A 24,576-nucleotide genomic window follows, 5' to 3' on the forward strand; every position below is an offset into this window, starting at 1 on the left:
ATATTAATATATATTAATAATAAAACTAATATAATTCATTTATATTAGTAGAATGATTTTAGTATTTTAACAAATAATTTTGTATGATATATTTGTATATTTCTGTTGTTTTATAAAAAGTAATAGATTAATATAAAAAATTTAAAGTTTTAAAAAGTTTAATACTTGAAATAATTATATTTAAAGAAGGTGAAAATACAATGAAGCCAAAGTGAGGGTTAAAGAGGGGACAGATTATGAAAAAAAATACACTTTTACATACAAATATTGTTGTTTGTATTATTATTACTCTTGGTTTTGTAGCTACTTCTGTAATTGGATATCAATCTAATACTAATATTTTTAAAAATGATATTGAGCATGTATCTACATTAGCTGCTGAAGGTATTTATTATCAGATAGATAAAATCCTTTCAGAGCCTATAAATGTGTCTCTTACCATGGCAAATGATAGTTTATTAAAAAACTTTTTAAATGGAGAGAAAGAACATTTAAATGATGAAGAGTTTATTCATAAACTACAAGATTACTTGAATGCATACAGGAATAAGTACTCATATGATTCTGTTTTTCTAGTATCGACCAAAACGAATAATTATTATCATTTTAATGGTCTTGATAGAAATCTTAGTGATAAGAATTCTGAGAATCAATGGTATTATGATTTCCTAAAGAATAATGAGGAATATTCATTAAATGTTGATAATGATGAAGCAAGTAATAATAGTATTACAGTGTTTGTAAACTGTAAGATAAAAGATAATGATGGTTCAACTATGGGAATTATAGGAGTTGGATTAAAGGTTAATTCATTACAAAAGTTGCTTAAAGAATATGATGATAAATTCGATGTTGTAGCACGTTTAATTGATGATAAAGGATTTGTACAATTAACATCAGATAAAACTGGTTATGAGCATATAAATTTTTTTGAAAATTCTAGTAGTGATTTATCTGATTCAAAAGAGTTAATACTAAATAATAAAAAAGAACAAAAGAGTTTTTGGAATTCATCTGAAAAATCAAAAAGTTATGTTGTATGTCAATATATATCTAGTTTAAAATGGCATCTTGTTTTAGAAAATGATTTGACTATAATGAGTAAGCAATTTCAAACACAATTTCTAAAAGGAATTGCAATTATAATTTTGATTATAATATTTGTACTTTTTACAATTACACGTGTGCTTAAGAAGTATAAGAACCAAATAATGAAGCTTAGTGTATCCCAGAAATTAGAATATCAAAAGTTGCTGAGTCAATCTACTGAAGAACTTTATGAAAATATTTTTGAGATTGATGTCACTAATAATAGAGCTGGTTGTGAAGATTTAAATAGATATTTTCATGATTTTGGGTTAGATATTAATACACCATATGATGAAGCACTACATACAATTGCTAAAGAACAAATAAAAGAAGAGTATGCACAGGGGTATTTAGATACATTCTTACCAGAAAATGTTCTTAAGTGTTATAATAGTGGAATTAATAATATTAGCTATGATTTTTTAATTAAGACAGACGAGGAAAATTATCACTGGATTAGAATTAATGCACGAATTTTCTTTTGGACATCAGATGAATCTGTTCGTATGATATCTTATCGTAAAAATATAGATGAAGAGAAAAATAGAGAATTGTTACTCCTTGAACGTTCTCAACGTGATTCTCTTACTGGTCTTTACAATAAGGGGGTAACAGAGGAATTTATTAGTTCATTTTTAGAAAATAAAAATAATCAAGATTCAGAACATGTTTTTCTAATATTTGATATTGATGATTTTAAAAATGTAAATGATAAGTATGGTCATGCATTTGGAGATTTTATTATAAGTGAGTTTGCATTGGAGTTGAAATCTCAATTTCGTGAGGATGATATTGTAGGGCGTATTGGTGGAGATGAGTTTGTGGTATTAATAAAAAACTTTAACACCAATAACTATGTACTTGTAGATAAATTAGAGCGTTTTTGTTCTAAAATTAACCAAAAAAGATTTGCTGGACACATGGAGTTTTCTATTACATGTAGTATTGGGGTAGCGATGTATCCTGAACATGGTTATGTATATTCTGAGTTATATGAAAAAGCAGACCAAGCACTTTATTATGCAAAAAGTCATGGAAAAAATTCTTATCATGTATTTTCAGATGATTCTGCTGATAGCATGTCATTTCACATAGACCCTAGAGATATAAAGGTATTATTAGAAATGGCTACTGATGGTGTTGTCAAATTTGCTTGCATGGAGAATTTGAAATTACTTTATTTTAATCAAAAAATGCTTGAATTCACTGGATATTCTGCACAATCTGTTTCATCTGAAGATTTTGATGTTCTTTCACCAGTATTACAAGATGACTTGCAAATAGTAACTGATACATTGGAAAAAGCAATTTCTAAAAGAGAAACTTTTGAAGTAGTTTTCCGCTTCTGCCATACAGATGGTCATGTTTTTCCTGTAAGAATGCAAGGTAAGTTTGTAAACGAATTATATCAAAATCGTTATCCTGTTTTTTATGCGATTTATACAGATATATCAAATCTTAATATTATATCAGAAGATAAAAATTAAACATTATAGTAAAATAAAAAAATTAATATAATAGTATCAACATGTAAAGATTATAAATAAAACCTGCTAATAAAAATAGATAGTTTTTTGGCAGGTTTTTAAATTTTTTAATAATAAATTTTTATGTTTTTAGACGATAAAGTTTGGCATTTTAAAGACATTACTTATCATTTTAAAAATTAATTATGAAATTTATTATTTACATAAAACATTTTATAAGAATAAGTATCTATACTTATTACAACTTTTCTTCAAAAGTTTTGTATTTATTTGTATTTATTTTGAATTTATTTACTAAATTTGCCTATAAAAAGTATATATAAAAATATAGTTCAAAATGGTATAATTAAGTATAACAGAAGGAGGTAATGTAAGTGAGCCAATACATAAATATAAACTCTCAGTTAGACGCCCTAAAATTGAAAGAATTCGAGAAATTATTTTACGGAGATATCAATGAGGACGTTAAAGTAGTGCCAAAAGTTACTCCTTTTAAAGGAATAAATACTGATTTGTTGTATGTCAAAGATGGAAAAATTTTATTTATAAAATTTATGGATACAACAGAAGATATATTTTTTATTTTGGAAGAAGAGTTACTTGAAGTTATGAATGAGGAATATGAGCTTTTGAAACTAAAAATGGGACAAAAGAATAGAAATATAAGCTATAATTACGTTTACATTATGCCATATGTTGAAGTAGAAGAAGCATATGAGTTTGGAGAATTTGTTAATAATAATATAATAGATAAAAATAAGCTTCAAGATATAATGAATAAAGGTTCACTAGATGAATTTCTTAGTGAAAAAAATGATGAAATAAATTTAAATTTATTTTTATTAGATATATGCTCAGAGTACTATATAATAAATGATAAACTTCATTTAAATGAAAAATTTAAAAAGATTTCTTTCTATAATGATGACTATAAGTATACAGCAACTATGATGGAAGAAGTTCAAATTAAAGATGCTGTTTCTATTAAATATGGAAATACACTTATTGAAGGTGGTTCTGGTATAGGAAAGACAGCAATTATGCTTTCAAGAGCTATAAAGCTAGCAAAAGTATATCCACATCATAAATTAATCATATTTACACATACAAAGCAATTATGCAATGAGCTTCGAGAGAGGATAGAGCTATTGTATAAAGATAATAATAATTTAGAAGTCCATACATTTAGTTCTTTTATATTTAAACTCGCTAAAAAATACAACTTAATTGTAGACTACAATATGTTAAAAAATGATTATGAAAAAACTTTTAATAATCTAGTAAAACAAGCACAGAACATTATAAAAAATAAAAATATGTTTAAAGCTATTTTCGTAGATGAAGCAGAAAGTTTTTTAGATTATGAGATAGATTTTATAAGAGAGTTTTTATATAAAACCAAATTTATATTTAATGTGTGTTCTTGTAATTCTTTGAATATCTCTAATAGATTAAATATATTTAAAACGTTATATAGCAATATAGAGTTTGATGATAAGCTTATCTTAAGCAGAAATTATAGACAAGCTAAAGAAATTGTAGATTTTTCAAATAAATTTTCAAATAATTCTAACTCATATATTAATGAATTAAGACCAAATACAAAGTTTAATACTTTTTTTAATACTGAAGCACTTAGAAGTGGTAATAAATCTGTTGATATAATAAAGGTAAGTGACCTTGATGACCAGATAAGTTCTGTAATATGGGAAATTGAGTACCTGATAGGTAAAAAGGGGCTTGATTATTCTGAAGTTGCTATTGTATATCCTTACAATAAGAAAAAGTTAAAAAGTGGAAAAACTATTTATTTTCAATACATGCTAAAAAAAGCTTTAGAAGAAGCAAAAATTCCTTATATATGTGCAGAAGACAATCTGACAAATATAAGTAAGAAGGTAGGAACTACAATAGCAAATATATATTCTATAAAGAACTTGGAATACAAAGCAGTGATAATATGTGAGCTAGAAATGTTATACAATCAAACTATAAATGATACAGAGCAAGATTACCAAGTAAATGACTTTGTGGGAGATTTAAATAAGGTTTATTTGGCTATAAGTAGAGCAACTGATTATTTAAGTATAGTAACAACTTTTAATGAAGATGCAAGTGATATAATAAGAATTATCACAGAATCAAAAGAGAACTAGAAAAAACTTCTATAAGTAAATTAAAAGAGACTGAGATGTGTAAAATAAATTTTACCAATTCAGTCTCTTATTTTCTTAATCCACTTTTCCAATATTATTAAGAGGTAAAAGTCTTACCATAACCTTACCAAGAATTTCATCCTCATCAACCATACCTACATCAGGAAATCTACTATCATTACTGTTTTCTCTATTATCTCCCATCGTAAATAGTTTACCTTTTGGAACAACTGTATCTATATCTCCAGAAGTGTAATTATTGTGTATATATGGTTCATTTAATAACTTTCCATTTACATATACTTTGGAATCTGATATTTTTATACTGTCACCTTCAGTAGCTATAACTCTTTTTATTAAGTCTTTTTTCTTTCCTGTATCGCCGTCAACTAAATTGGTTTTAAAAACGACAATATCGCCTTTCTCAGGTTTACCAACTCTGTATGATATTCTATTTAAAATTAGATAGTCTTTATCGTCTAAAGTAGGATACATCGATTCTCCACTGACAATAGAAGGTCTTATAAATTGTAGGATTACAAATGCAAGTACAATAGCCATAGCTATTGACTTAGCCCAATCAAATATTTCTTTTTTAACACTCATAATTTTTCTCCTTATCATTTGTTATTAAATTAGAATAGATTAGAATAGAAAGAAATAAGCAAGAACAATTATACCCAAGACTATTCTATAATAACCAAAGACTTTGAAGTCATGTTTTTTGATATAGTCCATAAAGAATTTAATAACTACAATTGAAACAATAAATGCTACTATAGAACCAACACCTAAAATAAGCCATTCAAATCCACTAAATCCAAATCCAGCTTTTAGAAGCTTTAATGCACTAGCTCCAAGCATTGTAGGGATAGCCAAGAAGAATGAAAATTCTGCAGCTACATATCTAGAAGCACCAAGTAACACTGCACCTATTATAGTTGAACCAGACCTAGATGTACCTGGTATAAGAGCTAAACATTGGAATAATCCTATACAAAGAGCTAACTTATATGTAACTTGAGAAAAATCCTTATACTTAGGTCTTTTATTTCTCTTTTCAAGTCCTATCATTATTATACCATATACAATAAGAGCAATAGCAACTACTGTTGAATTGAAGAATAATCTATCTATATCATCTTCAAAAAGTATTCCAATAACTCCAGATGGTATAACTGCAATTATAACCTTAAGCCATAAGCGAACTGTTTCTTTTTTTTGTTTAATATTCTTTGAGCTATCAAAAGGATTTAACTTTTTAAAGAATATAACAAGTACTGCTAATATTGAACCAAATTGAATTACAACCAAAAATGTACTTATAAATGTATCTGAAAAATTCAATTTTATAAACTCATCAACTAATATCATATGCCCTGTACTACTTACTGGTAGCCATTCTGTGATTCCTTGAACTATTCCTAAAATGACTGCCTTAAAAACTTCAAGCAAACTAAATGTTTCCAAACCAAAATACCTCCAATACAAATTTATAGTAGCATATTTTATTCATATATTAACAAAAAAATGCCACCTTTTACTAACTTATAATACCATAGTACTGTGTAGTGCACAATGGAAGATTGATATTTTCATAAAACCTTCATAATTTAACAAAGTAAAGTTAGAGCTTATCTATTGAATAAGGGGTATATTTGAAGGGGAAATATATGGTATAGTAAAAGTATAACGATTTTATTTTATGAGAAGGAAAGGAGTTATTATGTATAGTACAAAAATACTAGATGATTATGAGTACGAAACCTTTAATGTTTTTTCTACAAAATTAAACCCAAATACAAAACACGATTATTTATCAAAGGTTATACTGTTTAAAGAGTTCTTAAAAGGGAAAGAATTGATTTATGCGACAAAAGAAGATTGTAAAAATTTTGTAGACTATATACAGACCAAATATGCAAAATCAACTTGTGAAAAGATATATAGTTATTTACATAGTTTTTATAACTTCTTAAAGAAAGAAGGATACATAGATATAAATCCATTTAGGTATGTAGAGAAACCAACAGTAACAAGAATAAAAACAAAAGATGATGTCCTAAGTATACAAGAAATAAATAAACTTATAGGTATTTTACCAAAATTAAATATAAGAGATAGAGTAATAATAGTCTGTCTAGTTACTACTGGGTGTTTATTAAATGAATTGGTTAGCTTGAAGTGGAAAGACCTTATGGTAGATGAAAACGATAACTCGTACGTGAGACTGGGAAAAGGAAGAAAAGAGAGGGTAGTTAAGTTGCATCCATACTTCTTTAAACTATTAGAAGATTATAGGAATTATTCTGGGCTTCCTGAGGTAATAATACCTAATGATGACTTTATTTTTACTACTCAAAAAAGTAATTCTATAACAGATAGAAATGTCAGACTTATAGTCAAAAAAGCTTTAGATTTAGCAGGGCTTTCTCAATATTCAGCAAGAGACTTTAGACATTCATTTGCAGCAATAAGTTTAAGACTTGGAGCAGATGAAAGTGATGTAAAAAATCAACTTGGTTGGAGTGACAAATACTATGCAATTAGATATAAATATGTATTAAATTTTGTCGATAGCGAAATAGTGGATTATCTTATTGAAAAAGATAATTTAGATATAAATAAAAAATAGTAATAAATAAAAAATACTATATATAAATGTGAACAAAAAATAAAAAAGCCTTGTTATAGTTCGTGAAATTATATATAATTATTTATGTACTAATTTGTACACACTAATCACATGACAAAAGATTTAAGGAAGGTGCTAAATAATGATAGATAATAAATATACTACGTACTCAAATCCACTTACAGATAGATACTGTAGCAAAGATATGAGCTATATATTTTCTCCACAATTTAAATTTTCTACATGGAGAAGACTATGGGTTGCTCTTGCAGAAGGTGAACATGAGTTAGGAATAAATATAACTGAAGAACAATTAGATGAGCTAAGAGCTAATATAGATAATATAAATTTTGACGAAGCTAGAAAAATAGAGAAAGAAGTGAGACATGATGTAATGTCTCATGTAAAAGCATATGGTTTACAGTGTGAAAAAGCCAAAGGAATAATACATTTAGGGGCAACATCTGCATATGTTGGAGATAATACAGATGTTATACAAATGAATGAAGCTTTAAAACTTCTAAGAGTAAAGCTTGTAAACTTAATAAATAATTTAAAAGAATTTGCACTTAAGTATAAGGATATGCCAGCTCTTGGGTTTACACATTTTCAAGCAGCACAACTTACAACAGTAGGTAAAAGAGCTTGTTTATGGGCTCAAGATTTAATACTTGATTTGGAAGATTTGAATTACAGAATAGATAATATGAAATTAAGAGGAGTTAAAGGAACTACTGGTACTCAAGCAAGTTTTTTAAGCTTATTTGAGGGAGACCATGAAAAAGTGAAAGAGTTAGATAAAAAAATCTGCAAAAAGATGGGATATAATTCTTCTTATGCAGTAAGTGGACAAACATATACTAGAAAATTAGACTATCAAGTGATAAGTATATTATCAGGGATAGCTCAAAGTATGCATAAAATGACTAATGATATAAGACTTTTACAAAGTTTAAAGGAATTAGAAGAGCCATTTGAAAAGAATCAAATAGGTTCATCAGCAATGGCTTATAAGAGAAATCCAATGAGAAGTGAGAGAATAGCATCTTTATCTAAGTATATAATCTCTGAATCTTTAAGTCCTGCAATGGTACAAGCTACTCAATGGTTAGAGAGAACATTAGATGATTCAGCTAATAAGAGATTAGCTATACCTCAAGCTTTTATGGCAGCAGATGCAATACTTGAAATAGGCATAAATGTAACTGATGGTTTAGTAGTATACGAGAATATGATAAATAAACGTGTAAATGAGGAACTTCCTTTTATGGCTACAGAAACAATACTTATGGAAGCTGTAAAAAGAGGTGGAGATAGACAAGAGTTACATGAGATAATAAGAGAATACTCTATGAAAGCTGCATATAGAGTTAAACATGAAGGTAAGGATAATAATCTAATTGAGCTTATAATGAATGATGATTCATTTAAAATGAGCAAAGAAGAAATATTATCTATAATGGACCCAAAAAACTTTATAGGTAGAGCACCAGAACAAGTTGTGGAGTTTGCAAATGAAGTTGTAGAACCAGCTATAAAAGATTATAAAGAAGATTTAGGAAAAGTAGATGTGGATTTAAGAGTATAGAAGTATACAGATAAAATATAATCAAAAATGGCTATCTTATTTATAAATAAGATAGCCATTTTAATGGGCTAGCGTCTGCTCTTCATCGCTATGAAGAGTTCTTCCTTATTTACTATACCATGAATTAAAGAAAATAGCTATATAAATAGTGTTTAATAAGAATAATATAAATAAAATTAAATAAAATAATAAGATTACTAATTAAATTTAAACATTCAGTAAAAACTATTGTGCTTGCAATATTTTTAATGTAAACTGAAATAAAGTTATTTAGATAATTTAATAAATTTAAAAACAACCGAGGTGATTGTATGAACTACGTAGTAAAAGATACCATAAGTTTTCTAGTAAAAACATTTCCTAAGATTTATTCTAGCCTATACTTAGAGGACCTAAAAAAATTTGCACCAGACTATAATGTAAATAAAACACAATTAAGAGCATTAGTATTTATAAAAAATTATGGAGTAATAAGTATGACTGATTTATGCTCTAAATTAAATATAGAAAAAGGCAGTTTAACTAGTATGGTTGATGATTTAACTGAAAAGAAATATGTAACAAGAGAAAGAGACTTAGTTGATAGAAGAAAGTATTTAATTGATATTACTGAAGAAGGGGGCAATATAGCTTCTGATTTTATGGATAAATTAAGTGATGGTCTAGGAGAAAAGCTTTCTAAATTGACTGAAGAGGATAGAAGAAAGTATTTAGAGGCAATAAATACTCTTCAATATATATTAAATAAAGAAGAATTTAAATAGAAAAAATATCCCCTCTTCAAATAATATCTGAAAAGGGGATATTTTTATATCATTAAATTTATATAAATTAATATTTCAATAATTTATTTGTGTAAAGCTACATATTGCTCTAAACCTTCTTTTAATAATGTAGCAGCTCTATGAAGGTCAGTTTCATTTAGGATGTAAGCCAATCTTATTTCGTCACGTCCTAAACCTGGAGTAGCATAGAATCCTTCAGCAGGGCAAACCATAACTGTTTCATTGTTTTTGTTGAATTCTTTTAACATCCAGATTGTGAAATCTTCTGCATTTTCAACTGGTAATTTAGCAACTATATAGAAAGCACCAGTTGGTTTTTTACATATAACGCCATCAACTTTCATTAATTCATTGTATAATACATCTCTTCTTTTTTTGTATTCTTCATTAACTTCTTTGAAATAAGAAACTGGAGTTTTGTATAATTCAACAGCTCCTATTTGCTCTAATGTAGGAACACAAAGTCTTCCTTGACATAATTTAAGTATTTGAGCGATAAGACCTTTATTTTTACAAGCGATAGAACCAATTCTAGCACCACAAGCACTGTATCTTTTAGAAACACTGTCTATTATGATAACTCTATCTTGTACACCTTCTAAGTTACCACAGCTTGTGTACTCAAGTCCATCATAAACAAATTCTCTATAAACTTCATCTGCTATTATCCATAAATCTTTTTCTTTAGCTATTTCAGCTAGGATATTAAGTTCTTCTTTTGTATAGATTGCACCAGTTGGATTTCCTGGATTAGAAAGAATTATAGCTTTAGTTTTATCATCTACTTTAGACATTATTTCTTCTTTAGATGGAAGGTGGAAACCGTTTTCTGCTTTTGTTGTAACAGCATTAACTTCTACATTTACACATTGACCAAATCCATTGTAGTTAGTGTAGAATGGTTCTGGAACTAATAGATTATCCCCTGGGTCACAAACTGCCATCATAGTGAAAAGTAAAGCTTCACTACCACCATTAGTTACTAGTAATTCATCTTTTTCAAAATGCATATCATAAGTTTTATAATAGTTTTGAAGTGCTTCTAATAATTCTGGAATACCTTCTGATGTAGCATATTCTAAGACTTCACTATCAAAGTTTTTAACAGCATCAAAAAACCCTTTAGGAGTTTTTATATCTGGTTGTCCTATGTTTAAGTGATATACTTTGATTCCTCTATCTTTTGCTGCTTGTGCAAATGGAACAAGTTTTCTGATTGGAGAGGCCTGCATTGCACTAACTCTGTTTGAATAATTCATTTTAATACCCCCTATTTAATTTAAATACGTATATTGTATTATGTAAATTGTATGTTTGAATACAAGACATCTTTACAAGATAATAATAACATACTTATAGGTAAAAATCATCAAAAAAAATTAATATAGCTCTAAAATAAACTTTTAACAAATTACAGTGAAATACCTGTGTCCATGCCAATAAATTATACATCAGTAAATTAATTTATGATAAGATAATGTTTTGATGTATGGATAGTAATTTTTTGTTATAATCTTCTATTTATAGATAAAAATATATAAGGGTAAATACGCAAATTTATAAAAAATATTATAAATTTATTTAACAGATACGATAAATATCATATAATTATATTAAAGGCTATTAACTAAGAGGTGTTAATTATGAAAGAATTAAGAATAGATCCAATTACTAATGATGTTGTTATATTTGCTACTGATAGATTGAAAAGACCTTTGGATACAGCAGATATACCAAATGAAGATGAAGAGACTAAGGAATATGAAGAAGGATGCCCATTTTGTAAGGGAAATGAGGCTTATGCAACTGATACACTATTTGAAATAGAGGGTGAAGAAGGATGGCTTGTGAAGTCTATTTATAATAAATTTCCTATAATTGATGATATGGCAAGAGATGTATATGGTATTCATGAAGTGATGATAGAGAGTGATAAACATAATAGTAATTTTTATAACATGAATCAAAAAGAATTTGAAGATGTTTTTTTTATGTATAGAGACAGATTTAGAGAAATGTCGAAAAATGACAAAGTAGAGTATGTTAGTATCTTTAAAAACTTCTTGAGAAAAGCTGGGGCATCTTTAATGCATCCACATGCTCAGATACTGTCTATGTCTTTTATTCCTCCTGAAATTACTAATGAATTACTAGTTTCAAAAGAGTATTATGATAGTAATAATAGCTCTTTGTATGATGATTTAATAGAAAATGAAATAAATTTAAATACAAGAGTTGTTTATAATGGAGAAGCTTTTATAGTGCTTGTTCCATATGCAACTAAATATAGTGGAGAAGTAAGAGTAATATTTAAAGATAAAATAAAATTTGATGAGTTAAATGATAATAATGTAAAAGAACTTTCCATGATATTTGAGAAGTTATTTAAGAAACTGTACCATGTCAATGGATATATTCCATTTAACTTATGTATTCACACTCATCCAACAAATATTGAAACAAAATCATATTTTAATGTTCATATGCATATAATCCCAAGAAAATATAATTTTGGAGGATTCGAGCTTGGAACAAATATGTATGTTTCCTCAATAATCCCTGAAGAGTTAACAAAAAAATTAAAAATTGATTAAAATATATATTTTTAAGGTATTAAGTAAATAGTAATTTTTAGATAAAATTATAGTGTCATGTTGTTAAAATAAAAACAAATGAAAAAATTAAACGAAATTTACTGTTTAGATGAGGAGTATAATATGAAATTTATATCATGGAATGTTAATGGAATAAGAGCTTGTGTTGGGAAAGGATTTTTAGACTTTTTCAAAGAGGTTGATGCAGATATATTTTGCTTACAAGAAACTAAATTACAAGAAGGACAAATAGAATTAGATTTACCAGGATATTTTCAATACTGGAATTATGCTGAGAGAAAAGGTTATTCAGGTACTGCTATATTTACAAAAAAAGAGCCTTTAAAAGTAATGTATGGAATAAATATAGAAGAACATGATAAGGAAGGTAGAGTCATAACTCTAGAATTTGAAGATTTTTATTTTGTCACTGTATATACACCAAATTCTCAATCTGAGTTGAAGAGATTAGAATATAGAACTAGATGGGAAGATGATTTTATAGACTATTTAGTTAAATTAGATAATCAGAAGCCTGTAATTGTATGTGGGGATATGAATGTTGCACATACAGAGATAGATTTAAAAAATCCTAAAAATAATATGAAAAATGCAGGTTTTACTAAGGAAGAAAGAGAAAAATTTTCTAAACTATTAGATAGTGGGTTCATAGATACATATAGATACTTTAATCCTGATAAAGAAGGTGTCTATAGTTGGTGGTCATATAGATTTAATGCAAGAAAAAATAATGCAGGATGGAGAATAGATTATTTTTGTGCATCTAAGAAATTAGAAGATAGATTGATAGGTGCAAACATTCACACTGAAGTACTAGGTTCAGACCATTGTCCAGTTGAATTAGAGATAAAATAAAGATTAATAAGGATAAAAATTGGGCTGTAGATATACATTTAAAGATGATTATGTTTTAATCTACATGCCTATTTTTAACCTAAGTAAATTCTATTTGTTTTTTCTTTGAGTAGCATTTTCTAATGCAAATTGATTTGTTTTTCCCATGTTATAAGCTAAGTTAATAATTCTTTTCTCATCTTTACTCAATTCACGATTTAAAATCTTCTTAAATTCATCAAATAACTTATCATAATCAACTTTCTTTTTATTAGAATATTTTATAGTTTTAGGTCTAATGCTTGTATACACATATATATCTGGCACTATACTTGGATTGTATATATTAATAAAGACCTTAGCAGTATAGTATGCATCGTTTAAAGCGTTGTGATAAGACATTTTTTCATCGAGTTGCAATAAGGAAATAGCATTTTGTAATCCAATACTTTTTCCTGCTGGGTTATTGAAATATTTAGATGCATGCTGTTGAATATTAATATAAGACTTAGGTAAGGTATTTGATGCTAGCTTATGGTAATTAATGTTCCTGTACAATTCCTTTAAATCTCCAGCTCCCCATACACATAATATAGGGTCTTGTGATGATATAAATTTTATGAACTTGTTGTAAACTTCAGGAAAAGTAGGTGAACCATTAAAATCAGAATCTTTAATATTAGTCATGCGACTAATAAAAGGGTGTATTTCTTTGTATATTGTAGGCTTCACATAGCTATTAAATGTATCTATTATATTGAATTTAGAATCCAATTTAATTGCTCCTATTTGTATGATTTCAAAAGGACACCTTTCATTGGATACAGTCTTGTTAAATTTTTTATCAAATCCTTGATTAAATTCCAAATCGAAAATTATGTATTCCATAAAGTTTATCTCCTAAATTTTTTTATTATTGCTACTATAGATTATATTATAAGTCAAATTAAATTTTTAAACAAAAATACTTTTATTTTAGTATACCCCATATTTATAAAAATGTTAAACTATTGTATGTAGAATATTTTTTCCAATAAAAAATATTGCGAACTTTTTGTACTTGATATATAATAATATAAATAAAAACACGAATAAAATACGAATATTTTGCAAGAAAAATTCATAAATGTAAGTTAAAATGAATTTTATCTTGTATTTAACAAAATAAAATTTACATAAAAATTATGGGAGAGTGAAAAAATGGATAGTCTATTATATGTAATAGAGAAAGATAAACATACTAATGAAGAAATAAGAGAAATCCTAAAAAACAATAAAAATATAAGATTTGTTTCCTTAATGGGTGTTGACTTAGGGGGAAATGCAACAGATGAAAAGATTCCTGTAGAAATATTTTTAGAAGATATAGATAAATTTTTAGAATCAGCTATACAGACTGATGGTTCGAGTGTTGAACTTTATAACATAGCGACATTAAATAATGCAAAAGTTGATTTAATGCCAGATAAAAGTTGTCATTGGTATGTAGATTACAATATGGAATATATAGACGAAGAAGTAGGTTTACCTGTTGGAACATTAAAGATACCTGCATTTTTAATACATGATAACAAAAAAGTATGTTCAAGAGGAGTGCTTCAAAAAGCAGACAAGTATTTCAAAAAATCTATGTTTGAGATATTTAGAGAATACCCACATGTATTAAATAACATAGGAATAGATTCAGTAGATGATATAGAAGAAATAATGTTAACAGCAGCTACAGAACTTGAGTTTTGGGTTAATACTCCTGAAGATAAAGCTGACTTAGAGAAATTATATGTATCACAAAGCCTAAAAGAGCAATACTGGAAAAGAACTCATGGTATCATAAGAACTTGCTTAGAGCAAAGTTTGATAATACTTCAAAAACTAGGTGTAAGCCCTGAAATGGCTCATAAAGAGGTTGGAGGGATACAAAGTTCTATTAGTATAGATGGAAGAACAAATCATGCTATGGAGCAACTAGAGGTTTCTTGGAAGTTTTCTACACCATTACAAGCAGCAGATAATGAATTATTAGTAAGAGACGTTATAGAAGATGTATTTACATCACATGGACTAGAAGTTACGTTTAAAGCAAAACCAATTCATGGAGTTGCAGGAAGTGGTGGACATACACATGTAGGAGTAAGTGCAAGACTAAAAGATGGAAGTATCAGAAATCTATTTGCCCCAAAAGATTTAAAAGAAGATTATCTAAGTGAACTAGGATATGGGGCCCTTATGGGACTTCTTTACAATTATGAAGTATTAAATCCAATTGTAACAGCTTCTAATGATGGATTTAATAGATTAGTTCCTGGATTTGAGGCACCTGTATGCATAGTTACATCTTTAGGTCATAGTTATGAGATTCCATCAAGAAATAGGTCAGTACTTGTTGGATTAATAAGAGACATGAAAAATCCAAAGACTGTAAGATTTGAATTAAGATCACCAAGTCCTTTATCTAATACATATCTAGTAATAGCAGGGTGTTATCAGACAATGTTAGATGGTATAAAAGCAGCAGCTAAGAGTGGTCTTAGTACAAAAGAACTTGAAAAAGAATTGTCTAAAAATGTAGGTGAAGAAGGATTCTATTTAGAAAAAGATAGAGCATATAGAGATGAAAATGATGTATTTGAGCATTATAGCTTAGAAGAAAGAAATGCAAGATTTGGAACTCCTCCAGCTACAGTTTATGAAAATATGAAAAATTTAGAAATATATGCTTCAAAATTAAAATCTTTAAAACAAGGTGATGTATTTACTGATAGTATAATAGAATCATTTAAGGTTGGAGCAATAGATAAGTGGCAAAAAAAATTAAAAACTAGAATAATAGAGGCTGGAATACAAAAGATAAGAAGTATTGTCAAAATACACACAAAAGAAAATATGGATGCACTTGATGAAGTCGTTTGGAATTCAATATCAGATTTGAAGTTCAACATTATGAAGGACACTTTAACTAGAGAATCTCTATTTACTAGAGTAAGAGAAGCTGTGGAAAATAAAGATTATCAGACTGCTTCAGATTTACAAATAGAATTAAAAAGAAGTATGGAAGAAATACAACAACTGTATATGCAATACAAGAAAAATATATACTAAGATAAATTAGTAACTTGATTCTAATATTATAAAGGCAATCGAGTATGCTTAGGTCATTTTGAGTAAAATCTCAAATATGAAAGCATACTTGATTGCCTTTGGTTTTATTATTTTAAGTTTTATAATAACATACTAATTGTAATGAGTATCTATTAATTCTGAGATATAATCAGCAATTTCATCTGGGTGAATGACTGTTTTAAACTCTTCTAAATTTTTCTTCATAAAGTTTATTATAGAGTCAAATTCATTTGATACTAATTTATAAAATATATTCTTAAGGTCTAAGTCATCACTATAAATCATCCCAAGTCCTTTATCTATTATAAACTTAGCATTTTCAATCTCTTGTCCGACCTTTGGCATTTTTACAAGTACTGGAGTTTGTGACTGGATAGCTTCAAATATAGTTGCTCCTCCAGGTTTAGTTAACATTAAGTCACATTCTCTTATTAGATTATACATATCATTTACAAATCCAAGTACTTTTATATTTTTTAAAGGTTTTTTATAAGTTAATGTGTCATATAATTTTTTGTTTTTGCCTGTAACTATTGTAATTTCTATAGAATCAATATGTTCTTCAATAAATTCATCTATCCAATGCATAAAATCCTCATCTATATCGAACAGACCTCGTCCTCCTCCAAGAAGTAGTAATCTGTATTTATCATGACAGAGTTCTTTACTTTCAATTTGGAATCTCTTATCTACAGGAACACCAGTAACCTTTATAGAGTCTGGATTTATCCCCTTTTGAAAAAATCTATTTTTTATTTCAGGAGATGGAACAAAATACAAATCTGTATGCTCAAAAACCCACTCCATACTATCTACAACGTCTGTTATAACTGTAAGTGTTGGTATATTTATATCAGGATTTTTTATCTTAAAATTATTTACACAAGCAGCTGCTAGTGGAAATGTAGAGATAATTAAATCTGGATTTATATCAGAAATATACTCAGAAAGTTTAGGTGTATATAATTTATGAGAGAAATCATGTCTTGAATCAAACGATTTCTTAAAATAATAATAGTAATTATATAATCCTGGAGTATATTTTGTATTGTTCTCATAAAGTTTTACCATAGGCTTATTCATCATAGGTATACTTGCATTTATAAAATTTTGTATAACAACATTGTAGTTACTATATTTTTCAATAATGCATTCTTTTACTGCTTTTGCAGCACTTATATGGCCAGCACCAAATTGAGCAGTTAAGATTAATATTGTTTTATCTTCTTTCGTTTTAGCCAATTTATCACCACTTTCATAAAATATATCTGATTAGAGTATTATACATTTATAGAAGAATTTAATCAACAATAATATTTAAAAATAACTATTGTGTAAGACATAGTACTGTGTTATTATGAAAATATAAGAAGTTTTAACATAGTACCTTGTAAAACACAATACTGTGTATTTAAAGAAAGGATGGAGTATATGAACACACAATTTAGAAAGGGTGTTTTAGAAATTTGTGTACTTGCACTAATATCTAAAAAGGATATGTATGGATATGAAATAGTACATAATATCTCTAAAGTAATAGATGTAAATGAAGGAACAATATATCCTATTCTAAGAAGACTTACAAAAGATTTGTATTTCGAAACATATATACTAGAATCTAATGAAGGTCCTGCTAGAAAATACTATAGAATAACTTCACTAGGAAAAGAAAATTTATCCAATCTAATGGAAGAGTGGAGAGAATTTGTAAAGGCTGTTGAGATTTTAATAAGTGAAGATGAGGGAGGTAATGAACTTGAATAAAACTGAGTTTCTTGAAATTTTAAAGGATTATCTAAAAAAAGATTTTTCTGAGAGCGAAGTTAATGATATATTGAGAGATTATGAAGAGTATTTTGTAGATGGTCTTATAGAAGGAAAGAGTGATATGGAGATAATAGCATCACTTGGTTCACCAAAATCTATAGCAAGAGAACTTATCTTACAGACTAAAGAAAAAGATACTGAAGAAGAAAAAATAATAAATACAGATGTTTTAAACGATAAATTTAGTAAATTTAAGTCAGATATGAAAAAGGGTTATTCTATCTTAAAAGATGAGGCTAAAGAAAAATACAACAAATCAAAGGAAAATATAAATGATAAGCTTACACCAAGTATAGAAGAAGGTGTTGGAGGTTTATCTAGGCAAGTTATAAAGGTATTATTAGTAGCATTATCTTTATTCTTAATTATTCCAGCATTCGCATTCGTATGTGCAATTGTATCTGTCGCTATTGGATTAATATGTACATTGATTGCTTTTGTTATATCAATTCCATTTGTGATTAAGTTTATAACAATGGTTCCAGATATTACGATGTTTTGTATATTTGCGATTATAGCATTTGTAGGACTTGAAATACTTGCATGGCAAATTTTACTGTTTGTTATAAAATTAGGGAAACAGTTGGTAAGTAGCTATATAAATTGGATAAAGAGAAAAAATATTTATATAAATGCAAATGAAAAAATGGAAAAAAGAAATAAAGATATTTTAAGAGATGAAGACTTGAATAAAGATATTAATGAAGATTTATATAGTAATGACTATTATAATACAAAAGAAGAAAGTATTAAAAAAACTGATGATTATGATGATAGTATAAACTTTGAGGCAATGTATAAGGATTTTGAAGATTTAGATGATAAGAAAGGAGAAGATAAACATGAATAAGAAACTTGCCATATTTGCTGCAGTATTATTGGTAATAGGCATAATTGGAACGACATGGTCAGGTATTTTAGTTATGCCAAGCTTAATAAACTTTGGGCTAGAAAAGGAAGCTGAATTTAAAAAAGAAAATAAACTTTATCAAGAAAAAGTAAATATTGACAAGTTAGATGTATCTGTTGACAATATAAATATTACGATAAAGAAACATGCAAGTGAAGATGTGCGTGTAACAACAAAAGGAAATAATGAGTTTTACAAGTATAATGTTACTTTAAAAGATAAAACTTTAGTGGTAAAAGGTGAAAGAAAATATGAAAATCAGCTTAAAAGGATTAAAAATTTCGACCAGTTACTAAATACATCTATAGATAATATGTTTTCACATGATTATAGAGAACTTGTAATATATGTACCAAATAATGTAGACGTAAATGTATCAAGTGTAAGTTCATATTTATTGGTATATGATAATGTAGCTTCAAATAATATAACATATAAGACTTCTTATGGAAGCTTTGGAAGAGTTATAACAGAAAATAATGTAAATAAATTAGAGACTTTGAATTTAATATCTAATAGTAATATTGACTTATTAACAAAGTCAATTTTAGGTGTTAAAAATGTAAATATAGAATCAGAATCATTAGATATATCTTCAGAATATGAAGATGTGTTTATCAATAATGTAGAAGATTATATACCTGAAAATGTAAATATAAATGAAAAAATAAGTAGAAATTCACATTATGATAATGAATTTAATTTAGATTCTAATTTGCCAATTGCTAAGCATCTGAATATAGAAGTTCCAAATTCTAAGGTAAGTCTTAATTTACCAGTAGATAAGTATAAATTTAATTGTGATATAAAGGCAAAAGAAGTAATAGAAGAATTTAATAATGATGAAGAGTATAGTAGCGATGAAGAATATAGTAATGATTCGTCTGACTATGAACATAGTAATAAGTATAAAAATATTAGAGAAATAAAAGGGCTTTTGAATAAAAATATGTCGAATTTAGAACAAGAATATACTATAAAAATAAATTCAAATCGATTAGAACTGTAAAAAATTTACTACAATAATTGATAAATTGGCTTAAAAGTATAAAAATATAATCTATACTATGGTATAATAAGTATCGAAAGAGAATTAGGAGAGGGATACTTATGAATAAAATAGCAGTAAGTTTTTTAATAATTGCTACTACTTTATCGAGTACAGCATGTATGGATTATAGCATCAGCACAGTTGAATTGGTTGATTCTAATGAGTCAGCAGTTGTAAAGAAGGATGAGAGTGTCGAAGAAGAAGCAACTAGTAAAATAATTAATCCTAAGACTACTACTAAAATACCCATAGAGATAATTTCAAAAGATGATAAAATAGTAAAATACTTACAAATTGATGTAGAAAGTACACTTAAAGATAAGTTACAATTAATCTTAGATACATTATCAAATGAATATTTTAATGGTTTAGATATGGAAGTAGAAGTTAAGGAAAAAGACAGACTCGTTAGAATAAGTTTAATAGAACCAGATAAAAAAAGTAGGGTTTCTTGGAAAGACGATTATTTAAATGAACAAAATATAAAATATACTATAAACAATATTATCAAAAATGTCATCCAAGAAGATGATGATAGTATCTGGATTGAAGAAGTAGAAATATACTATAATGGAAAATTAATAGAGTTAATATAAAAAATGATGTGTTTAAAAAAACACATCATTTTTTTTATTAATTTTTAATCCTTATAAAATCCTTATATTTATGATTTAGAATGATTCTTGTAAACAAGTTCGATAAAAGAAAGGATGAAAATTATGAGTAATTATATTTTAGAGTTAAGGGGAGTTACTAAAAAGTTTAAGAATGAGGTTGCAGTTGATAATATTTCAATAAAAATTAGACCTAATTCTATTTACGGATTATTAGGGCCAAATGGAGCTGGAAAGTCTACTTTATTAAAAATGATAACTGGGATTTTAAATGCGACTTCAGGAAAAATAATGTTTGAGGGACATAAATGGACTAGAAAAGACCTAGCATATATTGGTTCTCTTATTGAGTCTCCTGCTATATATGAAAATTTAACAGCAAGAGAAAATTTAAAAGTTCATACTACTTTATTAGGCCTACCAGATTCTCGTATTGAAGAAGTCTTAAAAATTGTTGATTTAAGAGATACTTTTAAAAAGCGTTCAGGTCAATTTTCTCTAGGGATGAAGCAACGTCTTGGCATTGCTATTGCATTATTAAATCACCCAAAACTTTTAATCTTAGATGAGCCTACAAATGGTCTTGACCCTATTGGTATTGAAGAGCTTAGAGAATTGATTCGTTCTTTTCCAAAGGAAGGAATTACAGTTATTTTATCAAGCCATATTTTATCTGAAGTTGAGCAAATTGTAGATGAAATAGGAATAATTTCTAATGGAGTAATAGGTTATCAAGGAAAGATATCAAAAGAAGAAAACTTAGAAGAGCTTTTTATGAAAGTAGTAGCTGAAAATAGAAAGAAAGGAAATTAATATGGAAAAATTAGTTAGAGCAGAATTTCAAAAAATGAAAAGAACTTTTGGAATTAGATTGATATGGATAGCCCCAGTATTTTCTATAATTATTGTATTTTTATTTGGTGGAGGACAAAATGGTGTTTACAATTGGTGGTATACTATGTTTCTTCCAGGGGCATTAACATTGATTTCTTCCCTAATAGTACAAAAAGATGAAAAAAAGAAGTATCGTGGTATTTTATCATTACCAATTGAAAAAAAAGATGTTTGGACTGGAAAAATACTTTATTGCATTATCTGCTGTTTTATAACATCAATTATTTTTATGATAGGTATAGTTCTTGTTGGGATAGTATATAAGGAAGTTATTTCAATAAGTCAAAATATTATTGGAACCATATTATTAGTTTTATTATTTATGTGGCAGATTCCTCTTTGTATGTTTTTAGCTTCAAAATTTGGTTTGTTTATTACAATTATAATAAACATGTTTTTTACTATTATTGGTGTTGCAGTTTTTTCGACTACAGAAATATGGTACATATTTCCGTATTCAATTACTACACGATTAATGGCTCCTGTATTGCATATTCTACCAAATGGACTTCCTGTACCAGAAGGAAGTGAGTTTTTAAATAGTAATGTAATTTTGCCAGGAGTGTTAATATCTCTTGTTTTATTTATAGTGCTTTCTTTAGTTACAAATGCTTGGTTTAATAATAGAGAGGTGAAGTAATATGGAACAACTAGTAAGAATTTTTTTTTCTGATTTAATAAAATTAAAGCGAACTTTTATAATACTAATGCACTTTTGCATTGCTTTGATAGGTATGGGACTGTGTTTAGGATATTATAAGTATTCAAGTGCTGATGATATATCAAAGATAGCTGCATATTTACAAGTTATAGCAATAGCTTTTCCTTTATTATCAAGTATTATGTGTTCATTATGTATTGAACAAGAATATTATTCAGGAAGTTATAAACATATGTTAACATCATCTAATCCAAAATATCTTACACTTATAAGTAAGTATATAATATTAATATGCCTTGGTTTTGGAGCGACACTAGTATCTGTATTAGGTTTTAAATTTGGTGTATCTAGTATTTCTAATGAGGTTTATTTTACATTAGATTTTTATGTGATTTCAATTTTAATTTTAGTTGGGAGTAATTTATTTGTATATATATTACATTTATTCTTAAGTTTAAGATTCGGAAAAGGAGCCTCAATTGGAGTGGGTATAGTAGAAACTTTACTTTCAGCAGTGTTATTAACTGGATTAGGTACTAGAATTTGGCCTTATATTCCTTGTGTATGGGGTGTTAGATTTATAAGTATTTGGTCATCTTTTTCAAGTTCTAAGACAATTGAATATATTAAAGTTGAATCATTTAAAGAATATCAATCAATAGGATTAGTATGTGGATTTGTAACCATTTTAGCATTTATAATTTTATGTATATGGTTTTCTAAATGGGAGGGTAAAAAGTCTGAAGAATAAAAATAAAAAAGTTACTATTTACTCATATTATTATGTTAGAATATAGTCTAGTGATAAAAATAATCAAATCAAAAGCTAGTTTGTAATTAACTATAAACTAATTAAAGTTTGGAGGAGGTGGTGAGGATACTTGTAGGTAAAAAGTCTAATAATAAAAAGGTTGTAACACTTAGAACCGTTTTTGTAAGATATTTATCTTTATTCTTTGCTATAACCGTTGTCTTAGTATCTATATTGATATTATCATTTCCTATATTATTATCATTAAATATAATATTACCTGCCAATTATACGGAAAAACAAATCTATGAAAATAAAGATAAAATTATTTCAAGTAAACAAGTAACTAAAGATTTAATTCCAGATTCATGTGAGTATGGAGTGTATACTTTAAATGGCAAAGTAATTTCAGGAACTTTCAATAAGGATGAGTCAAAAGAAGTATGGGATTTAATGCAAGGTTTTGAAAGAAGGACTATCAAGTCATCAAAAAACTATATCAAATTGTCCAGAGAAAATGAAGTTTGCATAATACGTTATAGTATAGTAGTAGAATTTGTTTCTCCAACTTTAAGGACATATTTACCAAAGCCAGAACTATTAGGAATGATTATTTTTAGTATAATATTTCTTATTGAAATTATTATACTATCAAAATTATTTGGCAAAAAATTAAATGCTGAAATGGAACTTTTAAAAAATACTACAGAAAAAATAGAACAGCAGGATTTAAATTTTATTGTAGAATCTAGTAAAATTTGTGAAATCAATAATGTTCTTTTTTCTATGGATAAAATGAAGTCAGCTTTAAAAGATTCTTTAGAAAAACAGTGGATGTTAGAAGAGAATCGTAAGGAACAGATATCTGCATTAGCACATGATATAAAAACACCATTGACTATTATACATGGAAATACTGATTTATTAATTGAAATAAATGAAAATCCAGAGTTATCAGAGTACATGGAATACATAGCAAAAGGTGTCACCCAAATAGAAAAATATATTAATACACTAATAGACATATCAAAAACAGAGGCTGGTTATGTATTAAATAAAGAAGTAATTAATGTAAGTGAATTTATAGAAGATGTCTTGATTCAAATAGAAGCATTAGCTCGTACACAAAACTTAGATGTTGAGTTTTCTAAACAAGATAATTTGCCTGAAAGTATAACTATAGATAAAGAATTATTATTTAGAGCCATTATGAATATAATTTCAAATGCTATAGATTATTCACCAAGCCAGAGCAAACTATACATAAGTGTATCACTAAGTAATAAATACTTAAAATTTGTGGTTACAGATTGTGGAAGTGGTTTTTCTAAAGCAGATTTGTCAAAAGCTACAGAACAATTTTATACAGGAGATTTAAGTAGAAACTCTAAATCTCATTATGGCATGGGTCTTTATATTGTAAATAATATTGTACAAAAACATAATGGGATTTTAAATATTGAAAACTCTATAAAAACTGGAGGCGCTATGGTAACAATTGAAATACCAATGATTTAATAAATAATATCCATTTTGTAAATACCTAGATTTTGTGGTCT

21 protein-coding genes are annotated in these 24,576 nt (G+C 27.1%); 16 read left to right on the plus strand and 5 right to left on the minus strand.

The genetic code is table 11. The features are described 5' to 3' along the window. Positions 1-236 precede the first annotated feature (236 nt). Both KGF38_RS09755 and KGF38_RS09760 read left to right on the plus strand, forming a co-directional pair. Positions 237-2,576, plus strand: a complete 2,340-nt coding sequence (locus KGF38_RS09755) for a diguanylate cyclase (RefSeq protein WP_054276322.1) — start codon at positions 237-239, stop codon at positions 2,574-2,576. Between the two features lie 374 nt (positions 2,577-2,950). After that, complete coding sequence (locus KGF38_RS09760; protein ID WP_054269816.1) at positions 2,951-4,732, plus strand: UvrD-helicase domain-containing protein; 1,782 nt, start codon at positions 2,951-2,953, stop codon at positions 4,730-4,732. A gap of 75 nt (positions 4,733-4,807) precedes the next feature. Here the strand turns inward: KGF38_RS09760 and lepB are convergent, their stop codons facing one another. Both lepB and KGF38_RS09770 read right to left on the minus strand, forming a co-directional pair. Next, entirely contained in the window at positions 4,808-5,338 is a 531-nt protein-coding gene (gene lepB / locus KGF38_RS09765; protein WP_054276324.1) for a signal peptidase I, read from the minus strand. A 39-nt stretch (positions 5,339-5,377) separates the two neighbouring features. Further along, the gene (locus KGF38_RS09770; RefSeq protein WP_054269818.1) at positions 5,378-6,202 is read right to left on the minus strand and encodes an undecaprenyl-diphosphate phosphatase; all 825 of its coding nucleotides are present in this window, start codon (positions 6,200-6,202) and stop codon (positions 5,378-5,380) included. 256 nt (positions 6,203-6,458) lie between these two features. Between KGF38_RS09770 and KGF38_RS09775 the strand changes: the two genes are divergently transcribed. From KGF38_RS09775 to KGF38_RS09785, 3 genes are all read left to right on the plus strand, one after another. Next, entirely contained in the window at positions 6,459-7,367 is a 909-nt protein-coding gene (locus tag KGF38_RS09775) for a tyrosine-type recombinase/integrase (RefSeq protein WP_054269819.1), read from the plus strand. A 142-nt stretch (positions 7,368-7,509) separates the two neighbouring features. Continuing rightward, positions 7,510-8,955, plus strand: a complete 1,446-nt coding sequence (purB, locus tag KGF38_RS09780; protein ID WP_054269820.1) for an adenylosuccinate lyase — start codon at positions 7,510-7,512, stop codon at positions 8,953-8,955. Positions 8,956-9,266: 311 nt separating this feature from the next. After that, positions 9,267-9,719, plus strand: coding sequence for a MarR family winged helix-turn-helix transcriptional regulator (locus tag KGF38_RS09785; protein WP_054269821.1), 453 nt, complete (start codon positions 9,267-9,269; stop codon positions 9,717-9,719). Between the two features lie 83 nt (positions 9,720-9,802). Here KGF38_RS09785 and KGF38_RS09790 read toward each other — a convergent pair whose 3' ends face one another. Continuing rightward, positions 9,803-10,999 carry a pyridoxal phosphate-dependent aminotransferase gene (locus KGF38_RS09790; protein WP_054269822.1) on the minus strand — a complete coding sequence of 399 codons (1,197 nt, stop codon included), beginning with the start codon at positions 10,997-10,999 and terminating at the stop codon, positions 9,803-9,805. A gap of 384 nt (positions 11,000-11,383) precedes the next feature. Between KGF38_RS09790 and galT the strand changes: the two genes are divergently transcribed. Together galT and KGF38_RS09800 are read left to right on the plus strand one after the other, a co-directional pair. After that, on the plus strand, positions 11,384-12,334 hold the full coding sequence (gene galT, locus KGF38_RS09795; RefSeq protein ID WP_074178908.1) for a galactose-1-phosphate uridylyltransferase: 951 nt from the start codon (positions 11,384-11,386) through the stop codon (positions 12,332-12,334). 123 nt (positions 12,335-12,457) lie between these two features. Then, the gene (locus KGF38_RS09800; protein ID WP_054269824.1) at positions 12,458-13,210 is read left to right on the plus strand and encodes an exodeoxyribonuclease III; all 753 of its coding nucleotides are present in this window, start codon (positions 12,458-12,460) and stop codon (positions 13,208-13,210) included. 90 nt (positions 13,211-13,300) lie between these two features. Here the strand turns inward: KGF38_RS09800 and KGF38_RS09805 are convergent, their stop codons facing one another. Continuing rightward, on the minus strand, positions 13,301-14,077 hold the full coding sequence (locus KGF38_RS09805; RefSeq protein ID WP_074178909.1) for a 3'-5' exonuclease: 777 nt from the start codon (positions 14,075-14,077) through the stop codon (positions 13,301-13,303). Between the two features lie 312 nt (positions 14,078-14,389). On the opposite strand from KGF38_RS09805, the gene KGF38_RS09810 reads away from it, so the two are divergent. Further along, entirely contained in the window at positions 14,390-16,288 is a 1,899-nt protein-coding gene (locus KGF38_RS09810) for a glutamine synthetase (RefSeq protein WP_054269826.1), read from the plus strand. A 132-nt stretch (positions 16,289-16,420) separates the two neighbouring features. Here the strand turns inward: KGF38_RS09810 and KGF38_RS09815 are convergent, their stop codons facing one another. Then, on the minus strand, positions 16,421-17,551 hold the full coding sequence (locus KGF38_RS09815) for an MGDG synthase family glycosyltransferase (RefSeq protein ID WP_054276327.1): 1,131 nt from the start codon (positions 17,549-17,551) through the stop codon (positions 16,421-16,423). 189 nt (positions 17,552-17,740) lie between these two features. Between KGF38_RS09815 and KGF38_RS09820 the strand changes: the two genes are divergently transcribed. The 8 genes from KGF38_RS09820 to KGF38_RS09855 all read left to right on the plus strand — a co-directional run bounded on the left by KGF38_RS09820 (position 17,741) and on the right by KGF38_RS09855 (position 24,535). Next, positions 17,741-18,073 carry a PadR family transcriptional regulator gene (locus KGF38_RS09820; protein WP_009889116.1) on the plus strand — a complete coding sequence of 111 codons (333 nt, stop codon included), beginning with the start codon at positions 17,741-17,743 and terminating at the stop codon, positions 18,071-18,073. Further along, on the plus strand, positions 18,060-18,986 hold the full coding sequence (locus KGF38_RS09825; RefSeq protein ID WP_074178910.1) for a DUF1700 domain-containing protein: 927 nt from the start codon (positions 18,060-18,062) through the stop codon (positions 18,984-18,986). Before KGF38_RS09820 ends, KGF38_RS09825 begins: the two co-directional genes overlap by 14 nt. Beyond that, the gene (locus tag KGF38_RS09830; protein WP_074178911.1) at positions 18,979-20,055 is read left to right on the plus strand and encodes a DUF4097 family beta strand repeat-containing protein; all 1,077 of its coding nucleotides are present in this window, start codon (positions 18,979-18,981) and stop codon (positions 20,053-20,055) included. The genes KGF38_RS09825 and KGF38_RS09830 overlap by 8 nt, the downstream gene beginning before the upstream one ends. 101 nt (positions 20,056-20,156) lie before the next feature. Then, entirely contained in the window at positions 20,157-20,693 is a 537-nt protein-coding gene (locus tag KGF38_RS09835; protein WP_054269830.1) for a hypothetical protein, read from the plus strand. A 123-nt stretch (positions 20,694-20,816) separates the two neighbouring features. Beyond that, on the plus strand, positions 20,817-21,524 hold the full coding sequence (locus KGF38_RS09840; protein ID WP_074178912.1) for a lantibiotic protection ABC transporter ATP-binding protein: 708 nt from the start codon (positions 20,817-20,819) through the stop codon (positions 21,522-21,524). A gap of 1 nt (position 21,525) precedes the next feature. Then, a complete protein-coding gene (locus KGF38_RS09845; RefSeq protein ID WP_074178913.1) occupies positions 21,526-22,245 on the plus strand; it encodes a lantibiotic immunity ABC transporter MutE/EpiE family permease subunit in 720 nt (239 codons plus the stop codon). A gap of 1 nt (position 22,246) precedes the next feature. Further along, a complete protein-coding gene (locus KGF38_RS09850; protein ID WP_054269833.1) occupies positions 22,247-23,017 on the plus strand; it encodes a lantibiotic immunity ABC transporter MutG family permease subunit in 771 nt (256 codons plus the stop codon). Between the two features lie 126 nt (positions 23,018-23,143). Beyond that, on the plus strand, positions 23,144-24,535 hold the full coding sequence (locus KGF38_RS09855; protein WP_074179048.1) for a sensor histidine kinase: 1,392 nt from the start codon (positions 23,144-23,146) through the stop codon (positions 24,533-24,535). Positions 24,536-24,576: the final 41 nt, after the last annotated feature.

This window comes from Clostridioides sp. ZZV14-6387 (assembly GCF_020657835.1).
GTDB lineage: Bacteria > Bacillota > Clostridia > Peptostreptococcales > Peptostreptococcaceae > Clostridioides > Clostridioides difficile_A.

Coding starts and splice junctions, on each gene's coding strand:
- lepB (WP_054276324.1), bottom strand. CDS start 5,338: ATGAGTGTTAAAAAAGAAATATTTGATTGGGCTAAGTCAATAGCTATG.
- KGF38_RS09805 (WP_074178909.1), bottom strand. CDS start 14,077: ATGGAATACATAATTTTCGATTTGGAATTTAATCAAGGATTTGATAAA.
- KGF38_RS09835 (WP_054269830.1), top strand. CDS start 20,157: ATGAATAAAATAGCAGTAAGTTTTTTAATAATTGCTACTACTTTATCG.
- purB (WP_054269820.1), top strand. CDS start 7,510: ATGATAGATAATAAATATACTACGTACTCAAATCCACTTACAGATAGA.
- KGF38_RS09840 (WP_074178912.1), top strand. CDS start 20,817: ATGAGTAATTATATTTTAGAGTTAAGGGGAGTTACTAAAAAGTTTAAG.
- KGF38_RS09845 (WP_074178913.1), top strand. CDS start 21,526: ATGGAAAAATTAGTTAGAGCAGAATTTCAAAAAATGAAAAGAACTTTT.
- KGF38_RS09775 (WP_054269819.1), top strand. CDS start 6,459: ATGTATAGTACAAAAATACTAGATGATTATGAGTACGAAACCTTTAAT.
- KGF38_RS09810 (WP_054269826.1), top strand. CDS start 14,390: ATGGATAGTCTATTATATGTAATAGAGAAAGATAAACATACTAATGAA.
- galT (WP_074178908.1), top strand. CDS start 11,384: ATGAAAGAATTAAGAATAGATCCAATTACTAATGATGTTGTTATATTT.
- KGF38_RS09800 (WP_054269824.1), top strand. CDS start 12,458: ATGAAATTTATATCATGGAATGTTAATGGAATAAGAGCTTGTGTTGGG.
- KGF38_RS09755 (WP_054276322.1), top strand. CDS start 237: ATGAAAAAAAATACACTTTTACATACAAATATTGTTGTTTGTATTATT.
- KGF38_RS09820 (WP_009889116.1), top strand. CDS start 17,741: ATGAACACACAATTTAGAAAGGGTGTTTTAGAAATTTGTGTACTTGCA.
- KGF38_RS09785 (WP_054269821.1), top strand. CDS start 9,267: ATGAACTACGTAGTAAAAGATACCATAAGTTTTCTAGTAAAAACATTT.
- KGF38_RS09850 (WP_054269833.1), top strand. CDS start 22,247: ATGGAACAACTAGTAAGAATTTTTTTTTCTGATTTAATAAAATTAAAG.
- KGF38_RS09830 (WP_074178911.1), top strand. CDS start 18,979: ATGAATAAGAAACTTGCCATATTTGCTGCAGTATTATTGGTAATAGGC.
- KGF38_RS09825 (WP_074178910.1), top strand. CDS start 18,060: ATGAACTTGAATAAAACTGAGTTTCTTGAAATTTTAAAGGATTATCTA.
- KGF38_RS09790 (WP_054269822.1), bottom strand. CDS start 10,999: ATGAATTATTCAAACAGAGTTAGTGCAATGCAGGCCTCTCCAATCAGA.